The following is a 24,109-nucleotide window of genomic DNA, read 5'->3' as shown; positions in this document are numbered from 1 at the left end:
TTACATTTCTACACATTTTGAGCAATAAGTGTTCACCTATAATTCAGGCTTACAGGCATATCCTTATTATCAGCAAGTTTTAGACTGATTACTAGGAGGTTAAAATGCAAACTGTATTAAAGCGCGAAGAAATCGATTTTATATTCGACCTATATCATCCTGTAGAAACTGATGAAAACAGCAAAGACGACGACGCAGAGCCTGAAACTGAAAAACTTGATGCAGCGCAATCTGGTGCTATTTATAAAACAAGTTATTTGACCTAAAAGCGGTTTGCTCATTACAATGGCGCACCTTGGAAAAGCACCCTGTAATAATGAAAACTCATTCAGCTAAAAAAGAACTTATTTTATTACCTATTCTTCTCATCGTGATCTTACTCTGCGTCGCAGGACACTTTTTATTGCAAGCCAGCTTTGCTGACAGTAACCTCACAGAATACTTACTTGCAGCCCTCCCTTTTGTTATGTTTGGCTTGGTGATTATGGCATTTAAAATTGCCAGTAATAGCGAAGACAAAGAGCGCACTGAACAAAGCGACCACGATTAGCCGCTTAATCAAACAACGTATCTATAAAATATGATAACCAAACCAATCTGGCTTAATCGTCTGAGACTGCCCGCTCGGGGTTAGCTTGATGTGAAGTTGACTGTCGAGTAAATCAATTGCAAAGCAATCATCGACATCGTGTAAGTCATCTTTATGAATATGGCTTAAGCCCGCGAGTAAATGCTCTTTTGCTCTTTGTTTAGCTTCATCGCTACTGCGTGCAACATACAAAGCAAAATCATGCTGCTCAGCTAAACTGTCAGCACGGTATGCCCCTAAATTTACAAAGTATAACTGCTCTGCTTGTGCAACAGGCTGATCAACTACGGTTACTGCAAAGCCATCGATATGATTGACAGCCATGAAGCTATCCATATGCACACTACTTTTATCACCAACCCACTGCGCTTTTAACTTTGTGTAAGTGTGTTCTATCGACTCCCCTACCACGAAACGAACATCATGCATTTCAATATGGCAGCCCTGAATACGCCCACCTAAATACACCATAAATAATTGCATGTTTTCTCCTAACAAATGGTATCCACGTCTATGTTGTGTTTTTTGATCAACTTATAAAAATCTGAACGGTTACGTTTCGCCAGTTTTGCCCCTTCGGCCACATTACCACCGGCCATTTTTAGGGTGTTAATAACATAATCGCGCTCAAACTCTTTTTTAGCATCGTTTAGTGAAAGCGGCTCAACATTACTGGCATTACTATTAAGCGCACTCTCCACCAACTGTACCGATATTACTTCACCTGGGGTCAGTGCGACAACCTGTTCAACAACGTTTTGTAATTGGCGAATATTACCAGGCCAATCATGACGTACTAATGCGTGCATTGCATCGTTGGCAAAGCGCTTTTCTTTTTGCTCCATACGTTTAGCTATGGTGGCGCTAAAATACTGCGCTAATAAACTCACATCTTCTCTGCGCTCGCACAATGGCGGTAATTTAAGGTTAACAACATTTAAACGGTAATATAGATCTTCGCGAAATTGTTGATTAGCAATCGCATCCGGTAAATTTTTATGGGTTGCTGAGACAATCCGCACATCGATAGGAATTTCTTCTTGAAAGCCCACCGGACGGATGGTTTTTTCTTGCAATACACGCAGTAATTTAACTTGTAAATTAAGCGGCATATCACCAATTTCATCTAAAAATAGGGTGCCGCCTTGCGCTTGTTGAAATAACCCTTGATGGTCTTTAATTGCACCTGTGAACGCGCCTTTTTTATGGCCGAATAATTCAGATTCAAGCAATTCCCCAGGCACTGCACCACAGTTAATTGCCACAAATGGGCCTTCACTAACATGACTGTGTTGATGAATCGCATTCGCTAATAACTCCTTGCCCGTACCACTGGCGCCTGAAATCAACACATTGACGTGCGTAGGTCCCAGTAACTTAACTTGTTCAAGCAAGTGCAACATAGCACCACTGCGGGTCACTATATTACTGCTTGATGACTTTTCATCAGCGCTCAAGCCGTGAATCTCAATTGCTTTCGCTAAACTATCGAATAATTCATCTTTATCTACCGGTTTAGTAATAAAAGCGAAAATTCCCTGCTTAGTTGCCTCAACCGCATCAGGGATCGAGCCATGAGCAGTCATCATGATCACCGGCAATGCCGGGTAACGTTTTTGCAGCTGACGATGTAATGCCATGCCATCCATTTCATCCATCCGCAAGTCGGTAACCACGGCATCATACACATGGTTTTTTAAGAGCTGTAGAGCAGCGATGCCACTTTCGCAGGTAGTAACCTGATAGCCTTTAGATTCTATACGAATAGCCAGCAGCTTTAATAAACTTGCATCGTCATCAACCAGTAAAATTCGTGCGCCTTGGTTTTGCTCTATTGCCATGATTACTGCTCCTTGGTTTCTTCGCGTAATAATAACTGCTGCTCGATAGTTGCCAGCGATGACAATGTCTCTTGCATTTTATTATTCAGTGCCTGCTGCTGTTTGTTAGCGTTTATTTGCTGATTTATTTGTTGCTTTTGCAGCCATAAATACTGCTTTATATCATCAGGCCAATAATACGCCTGATCAAGTTTTAGTAACTGCTCTAATACTTTTTCTGGCGCTAATACATTATTTTTACAACTAAAATCAAAATAATTCTGGATCTCTTTAGTACCAATATAAGCGATTTTACTCACCGCCACTTGAAAGCCACCACAGGCCTTCGCATGCCAACCAATGACGATTTCTGCCGGTGGATACATAGGATCTGTTTTTGGCCGAGGTTTTGGGTTTGGTAAACCATCACCGTGTGGCTCAATCTCTTTAATCACCTGCTCTGCTTCGGTATTATTCTCTTTTACTGGTTGCTCAGTTAACTCACACCCTGCGAGCCCTAAAGTTGTGATACACACCACAAAAATGGCATTTAAACGCACGCCCATGCTAATTAACTCCTTGGTTTTTATTGGTTGGAATGATGGTTGGTATTTGAATAACAAAACGACAACCTTGTGGCTCATTCTGCTCTAGCTGCAAAGTCCCCATTAATTGCTCAACAGACTCCTTGACAATTGTCAGTCCTAAGCCGCTACCTTGAGCGATCACATCTTTGGCATTTTTACCTTGATAAAAAGCACTAAAAATATGTGATTTTTCTTGCTCTTGAATACCTGTACCTTGATCACTGACGATCATTTTTAAAGTATGTCCCGCTAATGATAAATTGATATCAACCGCCTGCCCTTGCGATGAGAATTTCAAGCCATTAGAAATTAACTGTATTAAAATCATTTCAACTAATTCCGCAGCAATTTCTAGCGGCTGCTCGGGTACATCACAATGCCAACATAAACTTTGCTTACGCGCGACTAAACGGTGTTCAAAATGACTGTTGATCTTGGTTATTAATTGCGAAAAAACCAACTCACTTAAGTCCTCTTTACTACTGCGAATTGCATTGTAGCTTAGTAAACTGTCTATCATTGCCCGCAGGCGCACCATACTTTGCGTGATTAGCTCCAGTACAGCTTGCTGTTCTTTATTAATAGGCCCTACGATTTCATCGGTTAATAAATCGGTGCCTTCTACCATTGATGCTAATGGGGTTTTCAGTTCATGGGTCACATGGCGTAAGAAGGTATCTTTTTGTTGTTCTAATTGATGTAATTGCTCCTGCACCCATTGTAATTTATTGCCCAGCTCAACCAGTTCGGCAGAGCCCTGTACTGATATTTTTTGCTGCCAATGACCTTGCCCAAGTTTATCAATAACCGAGGTTAAGCCTTTTAATCGGCCGCTAATACGCCACAAAAAACCACCGCCAACCAATAATGTTAATGGGATAAGCGCCACTAACCAATTTATAAAAGAATCTTGTAAGGCTTTTAACTGTTGCTGATTTTTAGTTATTTGCAGTTCATTTTGATCTCTTAACCATAACGTTTGACGAGCAATTAATTCGCTCACCGGAATAAATAATTGCGCATCCTGTAGCCCTTCGCCGACCAGCTTTGAATGCGCTAACTGCAATTCTTTGGCAAGTTGCTGCCACTGACTAATATAATCCCCGGCGGGGCTAATAAAAGTGAGTTCATCAATACTCTGTAACGATGATTGCCACTTATCAACAATCAATTCGTCAAGTGATTCACTTTTTAGTACCCAATTTTGCCGAGTCGCTCGCTCTAAACTATTAAGGTCTTGTTTAAGATTATTAAATGATTTGGTTATTTGATAGTTATCACTGACGATTTGCTGGGTAACGGCAAGCTGTTTATTCAAAGCATTTAAAAACACAATCACCACCAGTGATAATGGCAGCAAAGATAACAAGGTACTAAATAAAAACTGGCCTATTAAATTTGGTCGCCAACTAAGTAAAGCGCTGTACTTTTTAGCGAGTGGGGCCACTATAGCTACTCCTTAGTTTAAATGTCTAATTATGAAAGGTGTTACTTATACACTAGCTGAATCAATAACGATAATGAATAAGGCGAACTCTAAAGCGCCACATAAAGCGGCTGACGCTAAATTGAAACAACTTAATCGTTTGTTTTTAAATAACTTTATTAATTACCATGAAAATCTGTTGCAAAAAAGACACAGCCCTGAGTCATTATTTCCCACTCATCATCACTAAAAACAACTAAAGTACTGATATTTAAAGACTAATTTTATTGGCATTATTCTTGTAATATCTGAAGCAACAACTGTTTTTAAGGTAACCATATGAAAGTATTAGTCCCACTGTGTTTATGCTGCAGTGCACTGTTTAGTTTTAATAGCCTTGCTATCGATGTTGAGGCTACCTTCGCTGAGCTTGATAAAGACAGCAATGGCACATTAAGTGAAGCCGAAGCTTCTGAAGATGCAGTGCTGCACGAAAGTTTTGAGCAAATTGATAAAGACCAAAATGGTCAAATATCCCTAACTGAATTCAAGCAGTTTTTACTATAACTTCCCCAAAGGAAATACAGCTATGAGACAACTTATTGCCGCCTTTTCATTGATGTTTTTAATCATTAGCGCCGCAGTTTTAGCATCGCAAACAAACGTTAAATTTGCACAATTAGATAGCAACGCAGACGGGCAAATATCATTGCTTGAAGCAAAGCAAAACGACGCCTTGCTGAAGCAATTTACGGATCTTGATGATAACAACGATGAGTTATTATCGGCGCAAGAGTTTGCAAATTTTAAGATTTAAACGACTTTATCTTTTTACTAAGTAAGTAAAGTTCAGGCTAACTAAAAGAACCTTAACAATGAAAAACAGATTAGTCATATTAGCTGTGCTACTCGCCACTAGCTTTAGTGCGATAGCGCTGGATGTAAAACAACGGTTTGACCATTTAGACAGTAATAAAGATGGCTACTTAACCAAAAATGAGTTGGACGCTCAACCGCAGCTACTAAAACAGTTTCAGCGCTGGGACACTGACCAAGATAATAGAGTTTCACTCGTCGAGTTTAAGAATTTTTTAACTATTAACCTGCATTAATGAGTTTCCCCCCTATGAAATACACCACACAATTGGGATTAATTTCACTCCTTGCCGTTAGTTGTGGCAGTTTTGCAACAACTGATAACGTCGCTGAGCAATTCAAAAAGTTAGACCGTAATCAAGATGGCTTACTTACTCGCTCAGAGTCAGCAAAAGATCCCGCTTTATGGTCGCGCTTTAAAAGCTATGACAGCGATAAAGATAACAGGTTATCGCTGGCAGAGTTTAGCCTGTACGCAAGTAAATAATTATATCGCACATTATTTTAATTTAAAAAATGCAACTTGCTTTAATACCAACTGACTTTGTTCAGCCATACTATTGCTGGTATTTGCAGTTTGCTGCGAAATATCAGCAGTGGTATCGGTCAAGGTATGGATGGTATGCATATTTTGACTAATATCAGCGGCAACGGCTGACTGCTCTTCAGCGGCTGTTGCTATTTGCTGGGTTTGGTCATTAACTTGATTGATCATTTGCATAATCTCTTTTAATAAGCGATTACTTTCATCCATTTTATCTTCCGCTTGCGCTGCAACTCTGGTGCTATCAGCCATCATAGTCACTGCATTTTGACTTGCTGAGCGTAGCTGCCCAAGCATTGTCTCAATCTCGTTTACTGAACTATGAGAACGTTGAGCCAAAGTACGCACTTCATCAGCCACCACGGCAAAACCACGCCCTTGTTCGCCCGCTCTAGCAGCCTCAATCGCGGCATTAAGTGCTAATAAATTAGTTTGTTCGGAAATATTACGGATCACATCGAGAATAGTTTCAATTTTGCTGGATTCACTTTGCAGTTGGTCAACCACGTCTGACGTTTCATTTAATGTGCCTAATAAGTGACTTACTGCTTCTTTTGTTTGCTCAGAAGCATCTAAGCCACTATTGGCAAGTGTCATCATGCTATCAGAGGCTGTTGCCGACTCAGCGGTATTTACCGCAATACTCTTACTCGTGACCGATAACTCCTCAATTGCAGTTACGGCTTGCGTTGTATGATCGGACACCTCTGATGTCGCTGTTTGAATTTGAGTATTTGAGCTGAGTAACTCATTACTATGATTATTAACCTGTGCTACAGAGTTATAAATAGTGGCAAGAGTGGTATTTAAGTGGCTAATTGTAGCGTCTAAGGTACGGCTTAAGTCAGCGACTTCATCATCGCCTTCAACTTGAGAGTATTGATCTAATTCGCCGCGTTGTAATGCATGGGCACTTTCGCTAACAACCGTTAGTCCCATTACTACTTTTTTCGACAGCATATGGCTAAATAATAAAGCCAAGCCAAGCGCTATTAAAATTGATAAGTAAAACACTGTATTTGCAAAATTGATGGATTGCTGCGCAGTCGCTTGCGCTTTAGCAACTTGCGCTATGTTTGCTTGTTCAAACTGCTCAAAAAAAGTCGTTAAGGCACTATGTGAATCAACAAATTCACGATAAATAGCATAATCGGCTTTATTATCGGCAGCTGTTTCCATCGCCTGTTTAAACTCAATAGCGGCTTGCTCATAACGCTGCGAGTTATTTTTTAGGGCCGTAAGTAAATTAGCCTCGCCTTTGTATATTTGGCTAATACGCTGTATTAGCGGCGCAGTAAGCGCAACATTCTCATCAATACTCTTGAGCATCTCTGGCGCTTGCTCTTGTAAACCTAATAAATAAACTACTTGCAGCCCCCTGACTCCGGATAATATGCCGTCTTGCGCTTGCTTGAGGTCGGCACTGAGTTTAGTCACCATAAAGTTATGTTGATAGAAGCGCTCGAAGCCTGTCGCTGTTTGGTTATTTGCAACTTTTATAAATGCCATAGCAACAATAAAAATGATGCATATTAAAGCAGATAAGAGTATGAATTTGCTACGCATAGCGAGTTGATTAAGCTTCATTTACGTTCCGATTATAATAAAATAATAATAACTAATTCATAAGCATAGCTTAAAACACCAAACAATAAATAAATTATCAGATTTAATTTGCAGACTCACCATTCTCTGTTACTGTTTAGCTAACAAAAGCACTTAAAAGAATATTAATAATGAAATGCTTCCTTGCCTGCATACTCTCTTTATCTTTACCTGCTATCGCTGATACCACAGTGATCTATAACGCCAACGGCTACACTCCTACTTACAGCGGTCAGTTACAACAGTTTTCTACATTGGTGATTAAGGATGGCAAAGTCGTTAAACTAGGTGACGAGAAACTAGCAGCAAGCTTTCCCAATGCTCAAGCTTTCGATGCCGAGCAGCAAACCCTGCTACCAGGCTTAATAGACGCCCATGGTCATGTCATTGGACTGGGTAATAATTTAACACAGCTGGATTTGCGTGGCAGTGCATCGATTTCACAAATACAACAGCAGCTTGAGGTATTCGCCAAGGATAAAAGTGGCTGGATTATTGGCCGCGGCTGGAACCAAGAATTATGGCCTGATAAACAGTTCCCCACCGCTACTGATTTAGATAAAATTGTTAAAGATATTCCTGTGGTGCTTTCTCGAGTCGATAGTCACGCTATTTGGGTCAACAGTAAAGCCATGGAGCTTGCTAACCTAACGGCTGCAACACAAGCCCCTGAGGGGGGAGAAATTATTCGCACACCCGCGGGTAAACTAAGCGGTATTTTTATCGATAAAGCTGAAAGCTTGATCACGGCACATATTCCGGCTCCATCAGATCAAGACGTAAGTAACGCATTAACTCAGGCTGGCCAACACTTAGTGAGCCTAGGGATAACCTCAACCCACGATGCCGGTATTGATAAACAAACATGGCAAATTTATAAACAAAGAGCAGAGCAAGGCACACTACCACTGCGTATTGTGGCAATGCTCAGTGCAACCGATCCTGCGCTTGAAAGCATGCTCAGAGCTGGTCGCTATAAAGATCTAAATGACTTTATGTCTATCCGCAGTGTAAAAATATATGCTGATGGCGCCTTAGGTAGTCGCGGCGCTGCATTACTTGATGATTACGCCGATAGAAAAAATCACCAAGGCTTAATGTTAGAAACACAGCAAAAATTAGAGCAACTTTTCACGCTAAGCTTTAGTCATGGTTTTAGCGCAAATACCCATGCCATAGGTGATAAGGCAAATCATATTGTCTTGGATGCCTATCAAAATGTGTTTAAAAAAACCGGCGGTATTTTATTACGTAATCGCATAGAGCATGCACAAATAGTTGCCCCTGCTGATATTCCTCGTTTCAAAACACTTAAGATAATTCCATCAATGCAGCCCGTGCATGCTACTTCTGATATGCACATGGCAGAGCAGCGCCTTACCGATACACAGTTACAAGGCGCCTATGCATGGCAGACTTTTTTAAAACAAGGCTCTGTGGTGGCTGCAGGTTCTGATTACCCGGTTGAACTGGCCAACCCCTTTGACGGTTTGTATTCAGCAATTACTCGCCAAGATCACAAGCAATTACCAGCAGATGGCTGGCGAGTCACTGAAGCACTGAGCAGAGAAGATGCACTCAGAGCATTCACGTTAGGTGCTGCTTATGCCGCACATCAAGAGTTTAAATTAGGTAGTTTAGAGCAAGGCAAATGGGCTGACTTTATTTTAATCGACAAAGACTATTTTAAAGTGCCAGTACAAGAAATTTTTACCATTGTCGTCAATCAAACATGGATTGGCGGCGAATTACGCTACCAAAAAGAGCAAGAAGTATCAGAGTAATAACAGCTTAATCGGTTGGTAGTTGCGAATTTTGTGATTGGCGATTAAGTTTTATTAAATGGTAAATATTAACAAACGTTAGTAAGCCGTTGGTAATGGCCACAGGCCATGCGGCAATCGCGATACCGTATGCAGTGAAAGCAATACACCCGGCAAGGTTAAACCAGCGAAGTTTGCTTACATCACTCATGGTTAGAGAGGCAATGAGTAAAGCAGAGGCAAAATAGCCCAAATATTCCCAACTCATTTGTTCTCTCCGATACTTTAGGTTAGCATTGCAAATGTTGTAGTTTAAACAAAGATATTCCACAATATAGCAACAGTATAAAAAGGCTAACTTACTAAAAACCCAAAGCTGCTAAAAGCACACTTTAATAATCATTACACGGGATATCAGGTATTAAGCTTAATTAATCTCGTTAACTAAACTAGTAAGTTAGCGTAAATTCTTAGAATCTTAATGCTAACGTCATTAAGATGTAATAAATAGGACAATTGTCCGAAGGGCATTGTTGATGTTTCAATATCATTTTTCTAGTTACCTGGTCGAGCAGCTACTTACGTTTGCTGGCAGTCGTTATCAACAATCAAAAAAAGAAGTACTGATCCACCAAGATCAACCTCTTAGTAAATTAGTATTGGTCAGAAGCGGTACTATATCGTTTAGTTATGATGTAGGTAATGGCCGCCGCTTGCTGTTGGGTCAGCTTGATTGCAACAACACCCTGATTGGTGAGATTGAAGCGCTAAACAACAATCCTTGTATTTATACAGTTACCTGCTTTAGTGATGTTAGCTATAACTTAATAGAGCTGAAACACTGGCGCGCCTTGTTACTTGAAAAACCAGAACTCAGTTTATACACGGCACAAACGATTGCCGCTAAGTTTCAAGAAAACCAAAAAATCAACTTAGACAAGCTGCTACTACCATTAGGTTACAATATTGCTAAAGACTGCTTATTACGTGCAGAAAATAACAACCCAACACTGCTACGAGCATATCCGACCGTCAATGCCGAAGCCGAACGTTTTGCAACCACCGAACGCGCTTATCGCCGCGTAGTCTCCGAATTAGTAGAAAAAGGTTTAGTCGCGCGCTCAAACGATGGACTAAAAGCGGTAGATTTGGATAAATTGAGTGATTACGTAGACAGTTTTTCACAGCTATGACGTTGACTCACAGTAAAATTCAGCCGAAAAGAACAACGTTTAACTGCCTAAAATGCAACTATTTACATTTACAACCGCAGCCTACTACTTTAGCATAGTAACCCGACAACAAGGCCGCGCTAACTCAGCAAAAATTAACTAAGAGATTTTTTACATTACGCCGGTAACAATTTTCTTATTTAATTAATGAAAGTATATATAATGTTCACTTGACGTATATATAATGTGCGCTTATCCTTGATTAACTAATTATTGTATTATAGGTGCAAGCCTGATCTGGTGCGTGCTTCGGTACATTTATAGAACTGCAATTAAGTCTGTTTACTTTAAAGAGAAAGGAAAGAAAGGTAACGATTATGGGAAATAATAAATTCAAGCTCACCAAGCTAGCTCTTGCACTTGGTCTAACTGCAAGCTTAAGTGCTTGTTTTAGCGACAACGATAATAATGATTACGTTGCGCCACCTGTTCCAACGCAAGACGTTGCTGTACCTCCTACAGCTACTGAAGTTCAAGCTGGCTCGGTAACGGTTAATATCGTAGATATTAATGGTGCACCTTTAGCTGACACGGTAACAGCTATGATTAGCTTCACTTCATCTGAAGACGGCCTTTTAACTGCTGCGGGTAATGCTTTAACTGATGCAGACAAGTCAACAACTGCAAGTTCATTTGCTTTTACAGTAGGCTCAATCCCTACTGATGGTATCAGCTATGACTATGTTATTTCTGCTGATGGATTTTTAAATAACTCAGGTACATTAACGCTGTCAACTACAGATAACGTAGTTGCACAAGAGATTCGCTTAACACCTCGCACTCTAGCGGATTCTGATGTTGCAATTGTTGCTGATACCAAAGCGCTAGAAGAACTTGTACCTGAAGGAGAGAATACGACTGTATCGTATGATCCAACTTCTGGTTTATCAGTTTCTGGCGATAAAACAGAAATCGCTCTACCACAAACAATCAACAAAGCGGGTGTTGCAGTTGGTGGCTCAACAGTTAAAATTAAAAATGGCACGCAATTCCTAGATAAAGATGGTACAGCATTAGCGACCGTTCCAAAAATGACAGTTGCCTACTTTGCGAATGAAGCAACACGTAATGATGAAGAAGCTGAATCAGCTGCTGCCACTTCATCATCGTTAGATGCATTTCCTGGTGGTCTAGCTCTATCTGTAGCATCTGATCCTAACAGTACTGAGCAAGTTGAAGGTTCATTCACTTCTGGTGGCTTTGTTGCTATTGAGTTAGTTGACGATGCGGGTAAGAAAGTTAAGTCATTTGGTGAAGGTAACTCTATTACTGTTGCTATGCAGGTAGATAAGAAAACATCGAACCCTTGTCCTGTAACTTTACCAGCTGGTACAGCTGATATCGCAGCCTACGCTGAAGCAAATGGCTTTAAAAATGGCGTATGTACAGTTGCAGCTCCTGTAGCTCGTAAAATTGCCGCTGGTGATATTTTCCCAGTTTGGAGCTACGATGAAGAAGTTGGTAAATGGGGATTCGAAAGCTACGGGGAAGTAACTGATAGCGGTAATGCGTCAACATTTGATGTATCTGTTGATGTAAATCACTTATCTTACTGGAACCTTGATTACTTCAACAACAATAAATGTTCAAGTGTAAAATTCAACATCCTGGATAATACAGATTCTGCTAATATTGCAGAAACTAAACTTGTTCTTGAAATCAATGGTTATAGACGTGTTCTGACAAGTTATACTGGTGATTATTCGTCAGCAACAATTTATAACCCTCCTGGTTTCCCTGTAAAAATGAAAGTATTACGTGATGGTGAAAACGTATTAGATGGCTTATCAACTAACACTGATGGCGCTCCATCTGCACTATCTGTAAGCAATATCTGTGATTTACAAGATAAAGATCTAACTCTTACAATTGCTCCACCAACAATTGTAACTAAGCAAATAAAAACACAATTAGTATGTAGCAACACAGCAGACTTTGATGTAAACACTGCTCCTGTGCCTACTCCAGCTATTGTAGCATTGTTCAAAAATAATTCTTACCTACAATCAATATACTCAACAGGAACTTTCTCTGTTAAGTTAGAGCAAGGTGCGTCTTATACAGCGAACTACTATGATTACAACACTGGTAATTGGATATCAACTAACGTAGCAGCAAATGCAACTGCAGCAACGTTTGATATTCCAGTAACGTGTGAAGTTGAAACCGTACCAGTAACTGGCACTGGTACTACTGGCGGCAGCTAATTAGTAACAACGACTAAATAAACTCTAAAAGCCGCGCAATTGCGCGGCTTTTTTATAGGTTAGATATTATAGTTACTTCTTGTTTTCAGTATTTCTTGCTACAGTAAAACTACTGACTGGCTTTAAGGATTTAAAGCCTAACTTTAATCTATTTTGGTTAACAACGTGATAAATAAAAAAACAACTTTAGCAACGGTTTGCGCTCTTACTGTAAGCTCACCATTACTTGCCGATGAGACAATGACTCACGGCATTGCGTATAACGGCTTTACCGGACTTTTTCATACACCTTCTGCGGAGGTGATGGATAAAGGTACCGTTGATATAGGCTACAGCAATCAACTAGAAATTAAAGGCAAGTACACGGATGGTCATAACTTCACTTTTTCTGCAGGACTTTTTGATGGCTTAGAGGTTACTGGCCGAATTACTTCATCGTCGATGCATGACAATTTATTTAGTTATGACAGCAAAGGTCAAATCCGTGATTTATCATTTAACGCAAAGTACCAGATTCCGTTTATACCGAAAGATTGGTTTAATGTTGCTGTTGGTGCAAAAGATGTTGGAGGGGCTGCCAATAACTATGAAGCGTTTTATGCTGTTGCCTCTAAGCAATGGTGGGATTTTCGCTTTAGTGCCGGTATTGGCGCATCAGACACGCTTACAGGCCAACTTGACGGCGTGTTTGCCGGTATTGAATATCAACCGTTCACTTGGCTTGCTGTACTCGCTGAACACGATGCAGAAGCATTTAATGTAGGTGCTCGTATTACGGTACCAAAAGAATGGCTTTACGATATTGCGACAGTATCATTTAATAGTCGCTTTTATTCTAATACTGAGTTAGCTGACGATGATACCTATTGGGGTATCAATATCAGCATGCCACTCAGCGATGAAGCACAAGCTAACTACGAAAAGCCACAACCCGCACCGCAACCGTTAACAACAGTTAAGTTATCTGAGAATAAAAATCAACAAGCGAGAGCTACGGTTACTCCGTCGACAAGTCCAGCTATTGAGCCAATCACTAAACCGCCGCAAGCGATACCTGTAAATGCTTTAGCAGCTCAGCAAACTCAACCTGTTCCAACAAAGCAAAATAATATTCAGCAAATCCATACCCTTAAAAGCAGCTTAATCAATGATGGTTTTGAAAATATCCGCGTTGGTATAACTCAGAATAATCAAATCATTGTTGAATTTGAGAACTCGGTATTTAATCGTAATGAAATTGATGCATTAGGGCTGGTATTAGGCCGCATTACCGAGAGTTTCTCTGATGGTAATAATGAATTTATAGTTCGCTTATCAAAACAAGATATCCCGTTACTACAAGTAAATGGGAATTTGAATAATTATCGCCGCTTTATTGATGAAAATATTACTCCAGATTTAATGATCAGCACGCAATTTAGTGATGAAAGTACGCAAGTAGTAAATTGGGCGGATAATGCCCCAAACACCAGCCCTTACTTTGTACCACGACTATCATTTACCCCTTCTTTAGCATCAACTTATGCCACAGAACTTGGTGTATACGATTATTCATTAGCATTACAAGCCGATTTACACATGCCGCTTTGGCAAGGTGCTGGCGTCAATATTACCGGCCAAGTTAATGTTGCTAACACAGATCATTTTGAAGAAGGCAAAGCATTCACCAATGCCCGCCAAGAGACTGGCATCAAGCGCGCGATTGTCTATCAAACCTTTGCGTTGCCGTTTAATATCTATAACCAAACGCAAATTGGTTTATTCCAAGACTATTTTGATTTTATGGGGATCACCAATGAAACCGTGTGGCAAAGCCCTGCTGGTCGCCATAAGTTAAAAGCTAAGTTTGGTGTGTTTGATTATAAAGATTATAACGTCGATCAACGTGACTATTCTGTTTTTTCATATCGCTATTTATGGGCTGAAAAAGACGTTTCATTTCATGTAACTGGTGGGCAATTTTGGAATGACGACAGTGGCTACTTAGTAGAAACTAAGTTCTGGTTTGGTGATGCCAATATTGCATTATCATACAGTGATACCAACATAGAAAAAGTGGGCATTTCGTTTACTATCCCACTAACATCACGTAAAGATATGAATGCAGGTAATTGGCAAGTCAAAGGAGCCAAGAGCTGGACTCACGGCGTAAGTACGCGTATTGGTGAATCAAAAAATGCGCTTGATTTTGGTAGTGCGACAATACTCAAATCGTCTATCGACCTCGATAATACTTTCCTAAACCAAGATCGTATGTCGAGCAGTTATGTCTATGCTCACCTTGCACGATTAAAAGAAGCGTTTGAAACTTATAAATAATAGTGTGTTAAATTAGCTATTGATAAACAAAAAAGGCCTAGTTAAGGCCTTTTTTATTTTTTCTCAATAAATTTATTTTGCTAATAAAATATCGTGTATTTTCACTAAATCTGTTTTACCGGCGATAATCTCATCAGGTGTTAAACCCGACAGCTCATGTGGGAATACCAGCCATTCTTCTGATTCATGAATATAGTAATCTGGCTTCATATCTACTTTTGAATTTTTTGGTTTGTAATACGGGCAAGCAACGCGAATATCTTGCGGTAAGTTTAACCGCATCAGCTCTGAAAGTTTCTCTTTAAGCGCAAAAATACTACGTCCTGAGTCAAACACATCATCAACAATCAATAATGAATCACCCGCATTGGCATTCTCGATAATATAATGCAAACCATGTACTTTTATTTCTTTAGCTTGCTTATTGATGCCGTAATATGAAGATGTGCGCACTGCTATATGGTCTGTTTCTATACCTTTATAATCATAGTACTCTTGCACTGCGATACCAATTGGAGCGCCGCCACGCCAAATACCGATTATAAAATCAGGACGAAAACCATCTTGGTAAACTTGTGCCGCAACGCGAAAAGAATCTTCGAGCAGTTGCTGCGCCGTGATGTAAGTCTTATCAGACATAATAGAAACCCCAGTGTAAGTAGATCATTCAAGTGTAATTTAAAGCAACCTTGAACGACAAAAGTGGGGCATGATTTTACAGTAAATAAATAAGAAAAGCTTGTTTGAGTTTGTAATTAATAAACAATAAAAAAGCGCCTATCGAGGCGCTTTTTTAAGTATTTGTAAGTTATGCTTTTTCAAGTAAAGTACGCGCAACGGTACGCATACCAACCGTTGTTGCGCCAGCCGCCCACTGGCTGGTGCTGCCCATATTAAATGCCGCAGCTAAATCAATATGCACCCAGCCTTTGCCATCATTTGGCACAAACCGCGATAAGAAACCAGCAGCATTTGATGCGCCGCCATAACCACCACCTTTTTGGGCGCGGCTATTTGCGGTATCAGCATACGGTGATGGGCAATTTTGTTGATGCCATTTTTCAAGCGGTAGTGGCCATGCAGCTTCCATTTCTTGTCCTGCAAAACCTTCGACTTCGCGCACAAATTCTTTATCAAGGCCAAATAAAGCATTGTATTCTTGACCAACGGCAACCAGCGCGGCACCTGTCAGTGTTGCCGCATCAATAATAAGTGGTGCGCCAGTTTCGCCAGCAGCCATTAAGCCATCAGCAAGGACTAAACGCCCTTCTGCGTCGGTATTTACAATCTCAACGGTCGTGCCGTTTTTATAGGTAAGAATATCACCCAATTTGTAAGCGTGGCCTGAAATAAGGTTCTCAGCGCAACATAAAAATAGTTTTATGCGTTTATTGATACCACGACTAATAGCCAACGCTAACCCAGCAGTAACAGTGGCAGCACCACCCATGTCGCATTTCATGCCGAGCATGCCTTCACTGGCTTTAATGGAATAACCGCCAGAGTCAAAAGTAATCCCCTTACCAACAAGCGCTGCATCCACTGGCGCATTGTCATCACCCGTTGGGTTGTAATCAAGCGCTAATAATACTGGCGGGCGTTCACTACCACGGCCAACAGCATGAATACCAATCCATTGTTGCTCAAGTAACGCATCACCTTTAATGATTTGGTAACTGACATGCTCAGGAGCCAGTGATTGAATAAATTCAGCGGCTTTACCAGCCAAGCTTTCAGGGAAAATATCATCTGCCGTGCCATTGATCATTTCACGTGCCCAGGTAGCCGAGCGCAGTAATGAGGCTAATTCTTGGCTATCTGTTTTAGCATTTTCGGCAAATTCAACACCATGTAATGACTTAGGTGATACAAACCCCTGATAAAATGCCCATTGCGTTTCAGTGCACCAGCAATCACCAGCGAGAACGACATTTTTAACGCCTTGATTGGCGATACTGCGCGCGGCTTTTTGTACATTCGCCAATGTGTCTTGCTCAGCTAAATGAACGGTTGCACCGTGCTCATTAAAAGATAACGTGGCGGTTTCGCCCCAATGCGATGCAGCACCCTGCTCGCTTAATTGAACAACAAATTTTTCAGACATGTTAGAATACTCTTTGCACTAAATAGTAGCACTGAGTCTACTATAGCTGACACAACTTCCCAACCGAATGAGACTAAATAATGAAATTTGCTACGCCATTACAACAAGCCCGGTTAATTAAACGCTACAAACGGTTTTTAGCCGATTTACGCTTAGCGGATGGTTCTGAATTTACGGCTCATTGTGCCAACACAGGTAAAATGACGGGCTGCGCTGAGCCTGATTTTGCCGCATTTTATTCAACCAGTGATAATCTCAAGCGTAAATACCGCCACTCCCTAGAGCTGACGCGAAATCAATTTGGGCAGTTAATTTGTGTCAACACGGTGGTGGCAAATAAACTGGTAGAAGAAGCCCTGCACGCTAATTTAATTACTCAATTAAGCGGTTATGAGCAACTACAAAGCGAAGTAAAATATGGCCAAGAAAATAGCCGGATTGATTTTTTACTCAGCGGGCCTAACCGACCAAATTGCTATGTTGAAGTTAAGTCAGTCACCTTACTGAGCCAAGACTGCCCGCTTAGCGGACAAGGCTATTTTCCGGATGCGCAGACTCTACGTGGCCAAAAGCATATTCGCGAATTAATCGAAATGGTTGAACAAGGTCACCGAGCGGTTTTATTGTTTGCTGTATTACATGAAGGGATCAGCCAAGTCAGTGCGGCAAAACATATCGATGAAAAGTACGCGCTATTACTTGATTCTGCAATTACCAAAGGCGTTGAAGTACTTGCTTATAAAGCCAACATTTCGACCGATGAAATTACACTAGCAGAAAAACTGCTTTTTAATTAAAACAGCCTTGCTTTTCATTTTTTCGCCCATATAACTAGGCAAGTTTTTAAGCACTTATTTATAATTTGAGATGTGTAAAAATCACTTGCTGTACCTTCTTTGATTTTATTGATGCGGTTTAAGTAAGACTAATTAATGAAAATAAATTTGCCTAGGCCATAGGATTCTGTTATTTATAGCCGCCGGCTCATGCTGGGCATTATATTAAGGATTTAGGAGAAAGTTATGCCAGACCAAAAAAAATTAGGGTTATTGGCTCAGGCCGGATTAGAACCGTACCAGGAAAAGCCGGGCGAAGAGTATATGAATGAGGCACAACGCACTCATTTTAAAACTATTTTGGAAGCATGGCGCAACGATTTACGCAATGAAGTTGATCGCACTAAATCGCATATGCAAGACGAAGCAGCTAACTTCCCTGATCCAGTTGACCGTGCAGCACAAGAAGAAGAGTTCTCTTTAGAACTTCGTACTCGTGACCGCGAACGTAAACTGATCAAAAAAATTGAAAAAACGATTCAATTAATCAAAGAAGATGATTTTGGTTTTTGTGACTCGTGCGGGATTGAAATTGGTATTCGCCGTTTAGAAGCACGTCCTACAGCAGATTTATGCGTAGACTGTAAAACACTTGCGGAAATCAAAGAAAAACAATCTGGACGTGGTTAATTATCAGTAATTAATCAATGTCTACCACAGCCGTTACTGCGCCTGTGCGCAACTATCGCGGTCGCTTTGCACCGTCACCTTCTGGGCCACTTCATTTTGGTTCACTTGTGGCGGCTGTGGGCAGTTACCTTGATGCGAAAAGCAACCAAGGTACTTGGTTAGTCCGAATAGAAGACATCGACACCACACGTGTTGTTGAGGGCGCAGCCAAAGATATTCTAACCACCCTTGAAGCTTATGGTTTATATTGGGATGAAGACGTTGTCTATCAAACCCAGCGCCATGACTTGTATGCGCATACCATTAATAATCTAAATAACCAGCAACTTATTTATGCTTGCCACTGCTCACGCAAACAAATCAAAGCGCTTGGCGGAATTTACCAAGGCCATTGTCGTCATTTAAACCACTCGCAACACCACAGCGCATTGCGATTAATCCAGCAACATGCCATATGCCAATATCGCGATCTCATCCAAGGTGAGGTGCATATAGGCCAAGATTTAGCCCACGAAGATTACTTAATAAAGCGTAGCGATGGTTTATTTGCTTATCAACTAGTGGTGGTTGCAGATGATATTGACCAAGCTATTACTCATATTGTCCGCGGCGCTGACTTGCTTGAACCGACCGCTCGACAACTCAGTTTATTTAACCAGTTAAATCACACAGCCCCCCAGTATGCGCATTTACCATTAGCGGTTGCTAAACCTGGCTTTAAATTATCAAAGCAAAACTATGCCCCAGCGATTGCCAAAGACAACCCTAAACCTGCTCTGCTCAGTGCATTTGAATTTTTGGGTTTGGCCCCATCGCCTGAACTAGTTGAGCTAAGTATTGAAAAAATGCTGAGCTGGGCAATCGATAATTACAGCCTGCAAAACGTGCCTAAAGTAGCTGAAATTCAAATTTCACAAAAGCTAAATAGCCAAGCAACCCTCTTTACCCAGATAAACAAATAAAAATTCACTAAATATGGTGAATTTTAAGGCCTTCAACTTAATTTTTAAGCTGTGCTGGTATATGATAGCCCACCTTAAATGTGCAATTCATTTAATTAATACCAATCGTGTTAAGTTACTGACTATTTATAGCGACAGAAAAATACAGTGATAACAAGGCAGAAATTTTAACATGTAGTTGTTCTACATGAAAAATTACTAACGCAGTTAGCGCTTTATTTAGCCCGCTAGAATGGTTAAATATTTAAGTCGATTGGTATAATACCAATTGCGTTAAGGTTGTACACGATTATAGCAACAGTCAAGTAGCCCAATAACAGGATAATAATTTCCAGCATCGTTGTGCTAGAAAATTTTAACCCTAGCAATGACTGTTTAACTGACTAGAATGAACAAGACTCTAATACCATAGGTATTACCAAGTAAACGCAACACATGTGCAGTTAATAGCAAAGTGAGGCTATACTTGGTTTGATTTTTGATGGCGTCCATCAAATAACCGAATTCTGTAGGAGACAGATTATTATTTCCAAGCTTTTTCAATTTTGTCGGCAAATTATTGGCCCAACCGCCTCTGCAACAGCCGAACATACTCAAGTCTCTGCGCAGCCTTTAATAGTTGGACGCAATGAGCACGGTATTTCTCGCAAACAATTTAGCCCAAATGCAATCAAGGTGTTATATCGCCTTAAAGACGGTGGCTTTGACGCCTACCTCGTTGGTGGTTGTATTCGCGATATTTTGTTAGGTCAACAACCAAAAGATTTTGACGTGGTCACCAATGCCACCCCTGATCAGGTTAAAAAACTATTTCGTAATTGCCGTTTAATTGGCCGTCGCTTTCGCTTAGCGCATATTGTGTTTGGTCGCGAAATTATCGAAGTTGCCACCATGCGCGGTCATCACGAAGCGCCTGAAGATAAAAACCAAATCAGCCAATCGAGTGATCAAGGCCAGCTACTACGCGATAACGTGTTTGGTAGTATTGAAGAAGATGCCGAACGCCGTGATTTTTCAATCAATGCGTTGTATTACTCTATTAATGACTTTTCAATCCACGATTATGCTAATGGCTTAGCAGCGATCAAGGCCCGACAAATCGAAATGATCGGTGATCCAGCAACCCGCTACCGTGAAGATCCTGTGCGTATGCTACGCGCGGTTCGTTTTGCCACTAAGCTGGATATGTCAATTGCACCGGCAACCGAGCAACCATTAAAAGAATTAGCAAACCTGTTAGATAACATACCTGCAGCGCGTTTATTTGAAGAAACACTGAAGCTGTTTTTAAATGGTAAAGCAGAAGCAAACTTTTTAATGCTTCGAAAATATGGCCTTTTCAAATCATTATTCCCCGCCCTTGATACTATTTTAGATAGCAACCCTGATGGCTTAGAATTCGCTTTAATTCAACAGATGTTCCGCAATACCGATGAACGCATTAATGCCGAGAAAAAAGTAACCCCAGCATTTATTTTTGCTGCATTGTTATGGTTCCCATTATTGCAGATCACTAAAGCACTGCAAGAACAAGAGCAACTCTCTGAATACGATGCGTTTGCTCAAGGGATGAATAAAGTACTCAGTGATAACGCACAGCATATTGCCGTACCAAAACGCTTTACCCTTGGCGCTCGCGATATCTGGCATATTCAGCATCGTTTAGATAAACGCTCAGGGCAACGTGCATATCGCCTTACCCAGCAACCACGCTTTAAAGCTGCCTATGACTTTTTACTATTGCGCGTAGAAGCCGGTGAAAAGCAACATCAGGAATTAGTAAATTGGTGGACTGACTATTTAAAACAAGACATCAATGGCCAAAAAGACATGGTGAAAGCGTTAGGTAGCCAAGGCGCAACAAAAGGCCGTCGTCGTACTCGCCGCCGTAGCCCAAAGCCAACGGCTGAATAAACATGGAAATAGTCTATCTTGGTTTAGGCGCTAATTTAAACGCGCCACGTCAGCAACTCGATAACGCCGTAGCGGCTTTACACACTTTAGCCCAATGCGAATTTGTTTGCGTATCGCACTATTACGCCAGCAAGCCGATGGGCCCGCAAGATCAACCTGACTATGTGAATGCTGTCGCGGCAATTAAAACCACCTTATTACCCGAGCAACTGCTTGATTTAACACAACAGATAGAACTTCAGCACGGTAGAGTACGTAAAGCCGAGCGCTGGGGGGCGCGCACCCTAGATATTGATATTTTATTATTTGGCGATCGGGTCATTCACAGTGAGCGCCTAATTGTGCCTCACTATGGCTTAACCGAGCGCGAGTTTGTAGTCTATCCGCTACTTGAAATCGCCCCAGATATTACGCTGCCAAATGGAACACCCCTGCACAGTGTTACCGCTACCTTGGCATTAAACGAATTACACCAATTACCTCTGTAATTAATTTCAGGCCGTTGCCTACGAGGATACTATGTCTAAAATAACCGTTTCTACGCTCAATAAAATGAAAGCAGAACAGCAAAAAATTACTGCTTTAACAGCTTATGATGCCAGCTTTGCTAAGTTATTTCACGATAACGGCGTTGATGTCATTTTAGTTGGTGATTCATTAGGCATGGTGTTACAAGGTGGTGATGATACGCTGGCTGTTACTAACCAAGAAATTGCCTACCATACACGCAGTGTACGCGCCGGCAGCCGAGAGTTATTCGTCATTGCTGATATGCCATTTATGACCTATTCAAACCCAGCAGAAAGCTGTAAGAACGCTGCTGAGTTAATGCGCGCTGGCGCTAACATGGTCAAGCTTGAAGGTGGTGAATGGCTGTATGACTCAATTGTTGCGCTGACTCAGCAAGGTATTCCGGTGTGTGGGCATTTAGGCTTAACACCGCAATCGGTACACGTTTTTGGTGGTTTTAAAATTCAAGGTCGTAGTGAACAGCAAGCACAAAAAATGATCAGCGATGCCAAAGCACTGGCAGCTGCGGGCGCACAAATGCTGGTACTTGAATGTATTCCATCTGAGCTTGCCAAATTAATTACTGACGCGGTTAATATTCCTACCATTGGTATTGGTGCAGGTAATCAAACCGATGGCCAAATTCTCGTTATGCATGACTTAGTAGGTATTTCTGCGGGCTATATCCCTAAATTTTCTAAAAACTTTTTACTGGAAACTGGCAACATGCCAGATGCAGTCAAAAAGTATTGTAACGACGTTAAAAGTGGTGCTTTTCCAAGCACGGAACATGAGTTTAAATAATGCAGTCGATCACTGAAATAAAATCCTTACGTAGCCAAATTAAAGCATGGCGTCAAGCTGGGCTGAGCGTAGCCTTAGTGCCAACCATGGGTAACTTGCATCAAGGGCACTTCTCTTTAGTTGAAAAAGCTAAAAACATCGCCGATAAAGTCGTGGTGAGCATTTTCGTTAACCCAATGCAGTTTGGCATAAACGAAGATTTGGATAACTACCCGCGCACCCTTATTGCTGATAAACAAGGGCTTGCTGAACTAGAGACTGATATTGTATTTACACCGACAGTAGAAGCTATTTACCCTAACGGTTTGGATGCACAAAGCTTTGTTGACGTGCCAGGTATTTCAATGGGCTATTGTGGTGGCTCACGTCCGGGTCATTTTCGCGGTGTAGCCACTGTGGTAACTAAATTATTTAACTTAGTGCAACCCGATTACGCCTGCTTTGGTGAAAAAGACTTTCAACAATTACAAGTCATTAAAACCATGGCTCACGACTTATCTATTCCTGTTGAGATCATTGGCGTTGCAACCAGCCGTGAAGTCTCAGGTTTAGCAATGAGCTCTCGTAATGGTTACTTATCAGATATTCAAAAAGAAACCGCCACAGAGCTATTTAGAACGCTAAATTGGAGTGCCGAGCAACTAAACGCTGGACAACGAGATTTTGCTGAAATATGCCAACAAGCTAAACAACGATTGCAACAAGCAGGGCTCAAACCGGATTACTTTGAAATAGCTCAGCGCGATACCTTAAAAAAAGCTACACTCAATGATAGTCATCTAGTGATATTGGCTGCGGCTTTTTTAGGTCCTGTTAGGCTTATAGATAACCTGCAAGTTGATATTAAATAACAATAGTTAGGGATAAACATGAATTCATTACTAAAATTATCAAGCATTGCGCTTTGTGTTGGTGTGCTAGCTGGATGCCAAGCTCAAATAGAAAACCCAGAAATGCAGCAGTGTGCTCAGCAAAACTATCAATGTGAAGTAAACTGTGAGCAACAAAGTACGGGTGAAGGTATGGTTCATAAAGTCTGTAGCACCAAATGTATTGAAGCTTACAACCAATGTAAAGCCAATGCTGAAGCATTAGGTAATGCTCAATAATTAAACACTTAACTTGCCGATTGTGCAAATAATTGGCAAGTTCACTTCCTGCTTATCGCAATTTCTTGACCCTGTAACAAAATCTATGTAACTGCCTGCTCATTCACCTTAGCGCAAGGTTGCATCGAGTAACATCTACTTACATTAGTAAGAAGTAGTCATACAGCTCATGTAATTATTTTCCGCTTATACAAAGAAAATACATCATCTACATAACAATTGAAACAAAAAGTCATTGAAATATAAGTATTTATTTCATGTTCATTGCTTGC

General features: G+C 40.9%; 26 protein-coding genes. 18 read left to right on the top strand and 8 right to left on the bottom strand.

Going from position 1 to position 24,109, the window contains the following annotated elements; translation table 11 throughout:
• Nucleotides 1-104: 104 nt before the first annotated feature.
• Entirely contained in the window at nucleotides 105-266 is a 162-nt protein-coding gene (locus ENH88_RS12880; RefSeq protein WP_304182692.1) for a hypothetical protein, read from the top strand.
• A 50-nt stretch (nucleotides 267-316) separates the two neighbouring features.
• The gene (locus tag ENH88_RS12875; protein WP_304182691.1) at nucleotides 317-550 is read left to right on the top strand and encodes a hypothetical protein; all 234 of its coding nucleotides are present in this window, start codon (nucleotides 317-319) and stop codon (nucleotides 548-550) included.
• A 21-nt stretch (nucleotides 551-571) separates the two neighbouring features.
• Here the strand turns inward: ENH88_RS12875 and ENH88_RS12870 are convergent, their stop codons facing one another.
• Genes ENH88_RS12870 through ENH88_RS12855 form a run of 4 tightly spaced genes read right to left on the bottom strand, consistent with a single transcriptional unit; the run spans nucleotide 572 to nucleotide 4,446 of the window.
• Nucleotides 572-1,072, bottom strand: a complete 501-nt coding sequence (locus ENH88_RS12870; protein ID WP_304182690.1) for a DUF1543 domain-containing protein — start codon at nucleotides 1,070-1,072, stop codon at nucleotides 572-574.
• 8 nt (nucleotides 1,073-1,080) lie between these two features.
• Entirely contained in the window at nucleotides 1,081-2,430 is a 1,350-nt protein-coding gene (locus ENH88_RS12865; RefSeq protein WP_304182689.1) for a sigma 54-interacting transcriptional regulator, read from the bottom strand.
• A 2-nt stretch (nucleotides 2,431-2,432) separates the two neighbouring features.
• Nucleotides 2,433-2,975 carry a hypothetical protein gene (locus tag ENH88_RS12860; protein WP_304182688.1) on the bottom strand — a complete coding sequence of 181 codons (543 nt, stop codon included), beginning with the start codon at nucleotides 2,973-2,975 and terminating at the stop codon, nucleotides 2,433-2,435.
• A 1-nt stretch (nucleotide 2,976) separates the two neighbouring features.
• On the bottom strand, nucleotides 2,977-4,446 hold the full coding sequence (locus tag ENH88_RS12855; RefSeq protein ID WP_304182718.1) for a sensor histidine kinase: 1,470 nt from the start codon (nucleotides 4,444-4,446) through the stop codon (nucleotides 2,977-2,979).
• A gap of 315 nt (nucleotides 4,447-4,761) precedes the next feature.
• Between ENH88_RS12855 and ENH88_RS12850 the strand changes: the two genes are divergently transcribed.
• Genes ENH88_RS12850 through ENH88_RS12835 form a run of 4 tightly spaced genes read left to right on the top strand, consistent with a single transcriptional unit; the run spans nucleotide 4,762 to nucleotide 5,785 of the window.
• Entirely contained in the window at nucleotides 4,762-4,989 is a 228-nt protein-coding gene (locus ENH88_RS12850; RefSeq protein WP_304182687.1) for an EF-hand domain-containing protein, read from the top strand.
• A 22-nt stretch (nucleotides 4,990-5,011) separates the two neighbouring features.
• On the top strand, nucleotides 5,012-5,239 hold the full coding sequence (locus tag ENH88_RS12845; protein WP_304182685.1) for a hypothetical protein: 228 nt from the start codon (nucleotides 5,012-5,014) through the stop codon (nucleotides 5,237-5,239).
• A 58-nt stretch (nucleotides 5,240-5,297) separates the two neighbouring features.
• Nucleotides 5,298-5,534, top strand: a complete 237-nt coding sequence (locus ENH88_RS12840; protein WP_304182683.1) for an EF-hand domain-containing protein — start codon at nucleotides 5,298-5,300, stop codon at nucleotides 5,532-5,534.
• 14 nt (nucleotides 5,535-5,548) lie between these two features.
• Nucleotides 5,549-5,785 carry a calcium-binding protein gene (locus ENH88_RS12835; RefSeq protein ID WP_064665910.1) on the top strand — a complete coding sequence of 79 codons (237 nt, stop codon included), beginning with the start codon at nucleotides 5,549-5,551 and terminating at the stop codon, nucleotides 5,783-5,785.
• Between the two features lie 12 nt (nucleotides 5,786-5,797).
• Here the strand turns inward: ENH88_RS12835 and ENH88_RS12830 are convergent, their stop codons facing one another.
• Entirely contained in the window at nucleotides 5,798-7,429 is a 1,632-nt protein-coding gene (locus tag ENH88_RS12830; RefSeq protein ID WP_304182680.1) for a methyl-accepting chemotaxis protein, read from the bottom strand.
• A gap of 149 nt (nucleotides 7,430-7,578) precedes the next feature.
• Between ENH88_RS12830 and ENH88_RS12825 the strand changes: the two genes are divergently transcribed.
• Nucleotides 7,579-9,231 (top strand): amidohydrolase, encoded by a 1,653-nt coding sequence (locus ENH88_RS12825; RefSeq protein ID WP_304182679.1) that lies wholly within the window; start codon nucleotides 7,579-7,581, stop codon nucleotides 9,229-9,231.
• A 7-nt stretch (nucleotides 9,232-9,238) separates the two neighbouring features.
• On the opposite strand, the gene ENH88_RS12820 is transcribed toward ENH88_RS12825, so the two are convergent.
• Nucleotides 9,239-9,478, bottom strand: a complete 240-nt coding sequence (locus ENH88_RS12820; protein WP_283711231.1) for a uroporphyrinogen decarboxylase — start codon at nucleotides 9,476-9,478, stop codon at nucleotides 9,239-9,241.
• A gap of 268 nt (nucleotides 9,479-9,746) precedes the next feature.
• On the opposite strand from ENH88_RS12820, the gene ENH88_RS12815 reads away from it, so the two are divergent.
• The 3 genes from ENH88_RS12815 to ENH88_RS12805 all read left to right on the top strand — a co-directional run bounded on the left by ENH88_RS12815 (nucleotide 9,747) and on the right by ENH88_RS12805 (nucleotide 14,968).
• Nucleotides 9,747-10,403, top strand: a complete 657-nt coding sequence (locus ENH88_RS12815) for a Crp/Fnr family transcriptional regulator (protein ID WP_304182677.1) — start codon at nucleotides 9,747-9,749, stop codon at nucleotides 10,401-10,403.
• Nucleotides 10,404-10,759: 356 nt separating this feature from the next.
• Nucleotides 10,760-12,649 carry a hypothetical protein gene (locus ENH88_RS12810; protein ID WP_304182675.1) on the top strand — a complete coding sequence of 630 codons (1,890 nt, stop codon included), beginning with the start codon at nucleotides 10,760-10,762 and terminating at the stop codon, nucleotides 12,647-12,649.
• Between the two features lie 165 nt (nucleotides 12,650-12,814).
• The gene (locus tag ENH88_RS12805; protein ID WP_304182674.1) at nucleotides 12,815-14,968 is read left to right on the top strand and encodes a YjbH domain-containing protein; all 2,154 of its coding nucleotides are present in this window, start codon (nucleotides 12,815-12,817) and stop codon (nucleotides 14,966-14,968) included.
• A 72-nt stretch (nucleotides 14,969-15,040) separates the two neighbouring features.
• Here the strand turns inward: ENH88_RS12805 and ENH88_RS12800 are convergent, their stop codons facing one another.
• Both ENH88_RS12800 and pepB read right to left on the bottom strand, forming a co-directional pair.
• Entirely contained in the window at nucleotides 15,041-15,607 is a 567-nt protein-coding gene (locus tag ENH88_RS12800) for a phosphoribosyltransferase (RefSeq protein WP_304182673.1), read from the bottom strand.
• Between the two features lie 169 nt (nucleotides 15,608-15,776).
• On the bottom strand, nucleotides 15,777-17,072 hold the full coding sequence (gene pepB, locus ENH88_RS12795) for an aminopeptidase PepB (RefSeq protein ID WP_304182672.1): 1,296 nt from the start codon (nucleotides 17,070-17,072) through the stop codon (nucleotides 15,777-15,779).
• Nucleotides 17,073-17,152: 80 nt separating this feature from the next.
• Between pepB and sfsA the strand changes: the two genes are divergently transcribed.
• The 8 genes from sfsA (at nucleotide 17,153) to ENH88_RS12755 (ending at nucleotide 23,837) form a co-directional block, all read left to right on the top strand.
• A complete protein-coding gene (gene sfsA / locus ENH88_RS12790) occupies nucleotides 17,153-17,869 on the top strand; it encodes a DNA/RNA nuclease SfsA (RefSeq protein ID WP_304182670.1) in 717 nt (238 codons plus the stop codon).
• 225 nt (nucleotides 17,870-18,094) lie between these two features.
• On the top strand, nucleotides 18,095-18,538 hold the full coding sequence (dksA, locus tag ENH88_RS12785) for an RNA polymerase-binding protein DksA (protein ID WP_304182669.1): 444 nt from the start codon (nucleotides 18,095-18,097) through the stop codon (nucleotides 18,536-18,538).
• 17 nt (nucleotides 18,539-18,555) lie between these two features.
• Nucleotides 18,556-19,500, top strand: a complete 945-nt coding sequence (gene gluQRS, locus ENH88_RS12780) for a tRNA glutamyl-Q(34) synthetase GluQRS (RefSeq protein ID WP_304182668.1) — start codon at nucleotides 18,556-18,558, stop codon at nucleotides 19,498-19,500.
• A 474-nt stretch (nucleotides 19,501-19,974) separates the two neighbouring features.
• On the top strand, nucleotides 19,975-21,414 hold the full coding sequence (gene pcnB, locus ENH88_RS12775) for a polynucleotide adenylyltransferase PcnB (RefSeq protein WP_414704837.1): 1,440 nt from the start codon (nucleotides 19,975-19,977) through the stop codon (nucleotides 21,412-21,414).
• 2 nt (nucleotides 21,415-21,416) lie between these two features.
• A complete protein-coding gene (gene folK, locus ENH88_RS12770) occupies nucleotides 21,417-21,902 on the top strand; it encodes a 2-amino-4-hydroxy-6-hydroxymethyldihydropteridine diphosphokinase (RefSeq protein WP_304182666.1) in 486 nt (161 codons plus the stop codon).
• Between the two features lie 31 nt (nucleotides 21,903-21,933).
• Complete coding sequence (gene panB / locus ENH88_RS12765) at nucleotides 21,934-22,728, top strand: 3-methyl-2-oxobutanoate hydroxymethyltransferase (protein WP_304182664.1); 795 nt, start codon at nucleotides 21,934-21,936, stop codon at nucleotides 22,726-22,728.
• Nucleotides 22,728-23,579: a pantoate--beta-alanine ligase gene (panC, locus tag ENH88_RS12760; RefSeq protein WP_304182663.1), complete on the top strand. Its 852-nt coding sequence runs from the start codon at nucleotides 22,728-22,730 to the stop codon at nucleotides 23,577-23,579. Before panB ends, panC begins: the two co-directional genes overlap by 1 nt.
• Before the next feature lie 18 nt (nucleotides 23,580-23,597).
• The gene (locus tag ENH88_RS12755) at nucleotides 23,598-23,837 is read left to right on the top strand and encodes a hypothetical protein (RefSeq protein ID WP_304182661.1); all 240 of its coding nucleotides are present in this window, start codon (nucleotides 23,598-23,600) and stop codon (nucleotides 23,835-23,837) included.
• Nucleotides 23,838-24,109 lie beyond the last annotated feature (272 nt).

Origin of the sequence: Pseudoalteromonas prydzensis (genome assembly GCF_011050055.1) — a bacterium.
Classification (GTDB): Bacteria; Pseudomonadota; Gammaproteobacteria; order Enterobacterales; family Alteromonadaceae; genus Pseudoalteromonas; species Pseudoalteromonas prydzensis_A.
The sequence above is the reverse complement of the archived record's forward strand: the minus strand, read 5'-3'. Positions and strand labels throughout refer to the sequence as shown.